We start from the raw sequence: 6,083 nt of genomic DNA, 5'->3' as shown, positions 1-6,083 counted from the left end.
CCGGCCCACCGCATCGTCGGCACCCGACGCCCACCCCGCTGCCGCACCGGCATCGGAAAGAACGCCGGCATCGGAAAGAACGCCGGCGTCGCAAAGAGCGCCGGCATCGGAAGGACCGGACGGCAGGCCGGCGCCGGCCGCGCGCGGGACCCACTGGTGCAGGGCGCGTTCCAGCTCGCCCGGGTTCACCGGCTTGGACAGGTAGTCGTCCATCCCCGCCGCCAGGCAGCGCTCCCGGTCGGCCAGCAGCGCACTGGCGGTCATCGCGATGATCGGGGTGCGCGGCGCCCCGGCGGCCTCCCGCTCGCGCAGCCGGGCCGTGGCCGTGAAACCGTCCATGCGCGGCATCCGGCAGTCCATCAGGATCGCGTCGTAACGGCGCCGCCCGGCCAGCTCGCACGCCTGCACCCCGTCGCCGGCCACGTCCGCGGCGTACCCGAGACTGCTCAGCACCCCGACGGCGACCAGCTGGTTGATGTCGTTGTCCTCCACCAGCAGCACCGTGCCCCGCGACCCGGGCGCCGGCACCGCGGCGGCGGGCGCCCCCGCCGGGCGCGCCGGCGCCGCCGAGCACTGGGCGAGCAGATCGTACAGCGCCGAGCGGTGCACCGGCTTGGGCAGATACGTCGCACCCGACAGCGCGCCCGGCGGCGGGTGCTCGTTGAGCACCACCACGTGCACCGCCGGGATCGCCTCGTCGGCGGCCACCGCCCGGGCCAGGCCCGCGGTGTCCACGTCACCCGGGTCGGCGTCCAGCAGCAGCAGATCGTACGGGCGGCCCAGCACCGCCGCGTCACGCAGCGCCAGCATCGCCGCCGGGGCCGTGTCCACCCCGGTCGCGGTGAACCCCCAGCGGCGCAGATCGGCCTCGACGCCCGGGCGCTCGGCGCCGGAGGAGGCCAGCAGCACCCGCAGCCCCGCCGGGTCCGGCGCCGGCTGCGACGCGTCCCCGGCGGCCGGCTCGAAGGGCAGCACGCACCAGAACGTCGACCCCTGCCCCGGCTCGCTGTCCACCCCGATCGAGCCGCCCATCACCTCGGTCAGCTGCCGGCTGATCGCCAGGCCCAGCCCGGTGCCCCCGTACGTGCGGGTCGTCGACGCGTCGGCCTGCGTGAACGGCTCGAACAGCCGCTGCGCGTCGGCCGCGGCGATCCCGATGCCCGTGTCGGTCACCTCGAAACGCACCACCGGCGCGCCGCCGGACTGCTCGAGCAGATCCGCGCGCAGCGTCACGCTGCCCTTGCCGGTGAACTTGACCGCGTTGCCCGCCAGGTTCAGCAGCACCTGCCGCACCCGGGCGCCGTCGCCGCGTACCGTGGCGGGCAGCCGCCGGCCGCGGCGGGTGACCACCGTCAGGTCCTTGCCCTGCGCCGCCGGGGTCACCAGCGCGGCCACCTCGGCCAGCAGCGCGCCCGGATCGAAGTCCACCGGATCCAGCACGATCTTGCCCGCCTCGACCTTCGAGAAGTCGAGGATGTCGTTGATGACGCCCAGCAGCGCGTTGCCGGCCGAGTGGATCCCCGCCGCGTACCGGCGCTGCGTGGCGTCCAGCTCGGTGCCCATCAGCAGCGACGCCAGGCCCAGCACCCCGTTCATCGGCGTACGGATCTCGTGGCTCATCGTGGCCAGGAACTCGCTCTTGACGCGCGACTGCGCCACCGCCTCGTCACGGGCGGCCTCCGCGCTCTGCGTCGCCCGGCGCAGCTCGGTCACGTCCAGCGACACCCCGCACACCGCGTACCGGGTGCCGTCGGCGTCGTACAGGGGGAACTTGTTCGACTCGTACAGCCGGACCTGCCCGCCCACCTCCAGACGCTCGTCGACGTGGATCGGCCCGTCCAGCGCGCGCCGGTCGTTGGCCTGCCACACCGGCGCCATCGCCGGATACAGGTCGATGTCCGTGCGGCCCAGGATCTGCTCCTCCGTACGCCCGAACGCCCGCTGGATCGTCTCGTTGGCCAGCAGATACCGGCCGTCGAGATCCTTCACGTAGATCGCCGACTGACTGTTGCTGATCACCGCCCGCAGCATCGCCGCCTGCGCGTCGCGCTGCGCCTCGGCCTGCTCGCGCAACTCGATGTCGTGGCGGCGCCGCTGCTCCCCGGCATCCTCGAACAGCGCCCCGGAACCACCCAGCAGCACCTTGTACCCGCGCCGCAGGCTCCAGTAGTAGACCCCCACCGCGGCGGTCAGCACGTCCCACGCCGCGCTGGGCCACAACGGCCAGCCCGCCGGGGCGTGCGGCATCCCCGGCATCGCCGCCGCCTCGTACGCCGAGCGCCAGTACATCGCCGCGTGCAGGGCGTGCCCCACCGCGCAACTGAAGAAGATCATCGACGTGGCGACGGCCAGCCGGTTGGTGCGCAGCTGCCCCGCCCGCACCACCGGGCCCAGGATCGCCATGGTGATCGCCGCGTACGCGCACCCGACGACGATGTTGCCCACCAGGGCCCACTGCTGCGCCATGACGTGCTGTTCGGCGCGACCCCCCACGTCGCTTAGCGGCGCCTCTACGATCATCGCCGTGACGGAGGAACTCACGCACAACACGCTGAACGGCGTCACCGGCGGCATCTGGCGCACCACCCGCCACGGCAGCCCCGCTGTGCTCAAGGTGCTCACCCCGGGCCGGCCCGCGGCGCCCGCGCACTTCCAGGCCTCCACCGAGCCCGGGCACTGGAACTACTGGCTGCGCGAGCGCTACGCCTACGAGAGCGGGCTGGCCGCCACCGCCTGGGCCGGCGCCGGGATCCACGCCCCGCAGCTGCTGGACATCGAGGAACGCGACGACGGGACCGTCGCGCTGTGGCTGCAGGACGTCCCCGGCACCCCCGGCCCGCAGTTCGCGACACGCGAGCTGGGCGACGTGGCCTACCGCACCGGGGTGGCCCACGCGCAGTGGCTCACCCGCCCGCCCGCCGAGCCGTGGCTGGCGCGGGACTGGCTGCGCGACTACACCACCGCCCAGGGCTTCGTCACCTCGCCGGACTGGGAGCACCCGGTCGCCGTGGCCGCCTGGCCGGCGCCGCTGCGCGCCGGGCTGCGTACCGTGTGGGAACGCCGCGGGGATCTGCTGGCCGCCGCCGACAGCCTGCCGCGCACCCTGTGCCACCACGACCTGTGGCCCATGAACCTCATCGGCACCGCACGCGGGCCGGTGCTGCTCGACTGGGCGTTCTGCGGGCCCGGCGCGATCGGCGAGGACGTGGCCAACCTGGTGCTGGACACGTTCTTCGACGGGCTGGCCGACCTCACCCTGCTCGACGACGTGCTTGCCACGGTGATCGAGCAGTACCGGCGCGGGCTGGGCCGGGCCGTGGACGCCCGCACGGTCGTGCGGGCGGTCAAACTGACCGGCGCCGCCAAGTACGCGTGGCTGGCCCCGCGCATGCTGCAGGCCGCCGGCCGAGCCCCGCGCGCCGGGGCCTACGACACCCGCGACCCGGCCGCGGTCTTCGCCGGGCGGGCGCCGGTGCTGCAGGTCGTGGCCCGCTGGGCCCGCGAGGCCCTGGACTGAGCACGGGCGCTCAGCAGGCCTCGCGGATCCGGCAGACGGTCTGGTCGGTGCGGCGCTCGACACGCTCGGCGTTGTGGTGCGCCCACACCAGCAGCAGCACCAGCAGCGGACCCAGCGTGCCGTACGTGACGATGCGCTTGATCATCATCGGATTATGCGCTCGCGGGCAGTCCCCGCGGGCCGGAATACTGCGCCCCATGAGCGCCTACGAGCAGCTGCTCGCCCGCGCCCGCGCCGACCCGCGGGTGGCCGGGCTGATCCTGACCGGCTCGCACGCCCGCGGCCTGGCCACCGCCCACTCCGACCACGACGTGCTGGTGGTCGTCGACGAGTACGCCGAGCCGTGGGCCACCGCCACCCGCACCCCGCAGCTGGACACGATCCCGGTGACCCTGGCCGGCCTGGCCGACACCTCCGACCGCTGGCAGCGCTACGCCTTCCGCGGCGCGCAGGTGCTGCTGGACCGCCGCGACGGGCTCGTCGGCCGGCTCGTGCACGCCCAGGCCACCCTCACCGCCGCCGAACGCGGGCCCCGGGTACGCGAGCAGCTCGACGGCTACCTCAACTTCGTCTACCGCGCGGCGAAGAACCGCCGCGACGGGCACCCCGACCTGGCCCGGCTCGAGCAGATCGAGGCCGCGCCGTGGCTGCTGGAAACCCTGTTCGCCCTGTACGGGCGGATCCGCCCCTACAACAAGTACCTGCGCTGGGAGCTCGCCACCCACCCGCTGCCCGAGCCGTGGACGGCCGACCTGCTCATCGGCGCCGCCACCGGCGACCCGGCCGTGGTCCTCGGCCCCCTGGAGAGGTTGGCCCGCGCCGAGGGCTTCGGCGACGTCCTCGACGGCTGGGACCTGACCCTGATGATCAGCCGCTGACGCTGCCGCCCGGCGGCGCGGGGAAGGCCTGCTCACCGCCCGTGCGCGGCGGTGACCTCGGTCGCGCGGCGCTGGAACAGCGCGCGTTCGGCGGCGTTGCGGGTCAGGGCGGCGGCCCGGGTGAACGCCTCGCGGGCCTCGTCGTGGCGGCCCAATCGCATCAGCAGGTCGCCACGCACCGCGGGCAGGTGCGGGTAGCGCTGCAGGGCTGCGGCGCCGGCGACGGCATCCACGACGGCCAGCCCGCGTTCCGGGCCCTCGGCCATACCGACCGCGACGGCGCGGTTGAGCTCGACCACCGGTGACGGCGCCAGATAGGCCAGGACCGTGTACAGGGCGGCGATCCGGGGCCAGTCGGTGTCGCCCGGGTCGTACGCGCGGGCGTGGCAGGCGGCGATCTCGGCCTGGACCGTGTACAGGCCGGCCGTGCCCAGCTCCCGCGCCCGGTCGAGGGCGGCCAGCCCGCGCCGGATCAGCAACCGGTCCCAGAGCCGCCGGTTCTGGTCCATGAGCAGCACCGGCGCGCCGTCCGGGCCGGTGCGCGCGGCGATGCGCGACGCCTGGATCTCCATCAGCGCGGCCAGCCCGTGCACCTCGGCCTCGTCCGGCATCAGGCCGGCCAGCAGACGGCCCAGGCGCATCGCCTCCCGGCACATCCCGGGGCGTGCCCAGTCGTCGCCGGCGGTGGCCGAGTAGCCCTCGTTGAAGATCAGGTAGATCACCTCCAGCACGCTGGCCAGGCGGCCCGGCAGCTCGGCGGGTGACGGGATCTCGTACGGAATCCGCTTGCCGGCCAGGCTTCGCTTGGCCCGGACGATCCGCTGCGCGACCGTGGCCTCGGCGGTCAGGAACGCGCGGGCGATCTGGCCGGTGCTCAGCCCGCCCAGCAGGCGCAGCGTGAGCGCGACCCGGCCGTCGGGGCTCAGCGCCGGATGGCAGGCGGTGAAGATCAGCCGGAGCAGGTCGTCCGTGATGACGTCGTCCGGGTCCGGCTGATCGACCGGCGGCGGCTGCAGGCGTCCGGCCTCCTGCAGCTTGCGGTCGTAGGTGGCCCGCCGGCGCAGGGCGTCGATCGCCCGGTGCTTGGCCGTTGCCATCAGCCACGGGCCGGGACGCTCGGGCACACCGGAGCGGGGCCACTGCTCCAGCGCGATGACCAGCGCGTCCTGGGCGACCTCCTCGGCCAGTCCGACGTCGCGGGTCATCCGGGCCAGCACGGCGACGATCTGGGCCGACTCCATGCGCCAGACCGCCTCCACCGTGCGGCGCAGGCGGTCCGGGTCGATCGTCATGCCCCCGATCCAAGCACGGGTCAGGCCGGCGGCGCGAAGTCCTGCGGCCCGAACACGCGCAGGATCTGCGCCTCACCCTCCCAGCCGGGCCAGGCGTCGGCGTGGGCCCGCATGAACCGGGTCGCCCACGCGGTGGCCTCCTCCTTCGACGCGACGTCGTACAGGGCGTAGCTGATCATTTCCTTGGCCTCGGCGAAGGGCCCGTCGGTGGTGCTGACCTCGCCGCCGCCGACCACGACCCGCACGCCGTCGGCGCTGGGCGCGAGCCCGGCCGTGTCGAGCAGGGCACCGGACCGGGTGGCGTCCTCGCCGAGCTGGGCGATGGCGGCCATCAGCTCCGGCGGCGGCGGGGTGGCGGGGTGGGCGGCCTTGAGCAGGACGAGGTATCGCATGGTG

Annotated in this window: 6 protein-coding genes; 2 read left to right on the top strand and 4 right to left on the bottom strand. The window is 74.6% G+C overall.

The window, feature by feature from the left end:
* The coding region (locus RBH18_RS30520) for an ATP-binding protein (RefSeq protein ID WP_306213914.1) at positions 1-2,466 on the bottom strand (2,466 nt) is incomplete at its 3' end.
* A gap of 58 nt (positions 2,467-2,524) precedes the next feature.
* On the opposite strand from RBH18_RS30520, the gene RBH18_RS30515 reads away from it, so the two are divergent.
* A complete protein-coding gene (locus tag RBH18_RS30515; RefSeq protein WP_306213913.1) occupies positions 2,525-3,517 on the top strand; it encodes a phosphotransferase in 993 nt (330 codons plus the stop codon).
* A gap of 10 nt (positions 3,518-3,527) precedes the next feature.
* Here the strand turns inward: RBH18_RS30515 and RBH18_RS30510 are convergent, their stop codons facing one another.
* Positions 3,528-3,662: a hypothetical protein gene (locus RBH18_RS30510; RefSeq protein ID WP_306213912.1), complete on the bottom strand. Its 135-nt coding sequence runs from the start codon at positions 3,660-3,662 to the stop codon at positions 3,528-3,530.
* Between the two features lie 52 nt (positions 3,663-3,714).
* Here RBH18_RS30510 and RBH18_RS30505 point away from each other — a divergent pair, with 52 nt between their 5' ends.
* Entirely contained in the window at positions 3,715-4,395 is a 681-nt protein-coding gene (locus RBH18_RS30505) for a nucleotidyltransferase domain-containing protein (RefSeq protein WP_306213911.1), read from the top strand.
* Between the two features lie 32 nt (positions 4,396-4,427).
* On the opposite strand, the gene RBH18_RS30500 is transcribed toward RBH18_RS30505, so the two are convergent.
* Together RBH18_RS30500 and RBH18_RS30495 are read right to left on the bottom strand one after the other, a co-directional pair.
* Entirely contained in the window at positions 4,428-5,687 is a 1,260-nt protein-coding gene (locus RBH18_RS30500) for an RNA polymerase sigma factor (RefSeq protein ID WP_306213910.1), read from the bottom strand.
* 20 nt (positions 5,688-5,707) lie between these two features.
* Positions 5,708-6,079: a YciI family protein gene (locus tag RBH18_RS30495; protein WP_306213909.1), complete on the bottom strand. Its 372-nt coding sequence runs from the start codon at positions 6,077-6,079 to the stop codon at positions 5,708-5,710.
* Positions 6,080-6,083: the final 4 nt, after the last annotated feature.

This window comes from Actinoplanes oryzae, assembly GCF_030757795.1.
Classification (GTDB): domain Bacteria; phylum Actinomycetota; class Actinomycetes; order Mycobacteriales; family Micromonosporaceae; genus Actinoplanes.
This window is presented reverse-complemented; position numbering and strand designations above follow the sequence as displayed.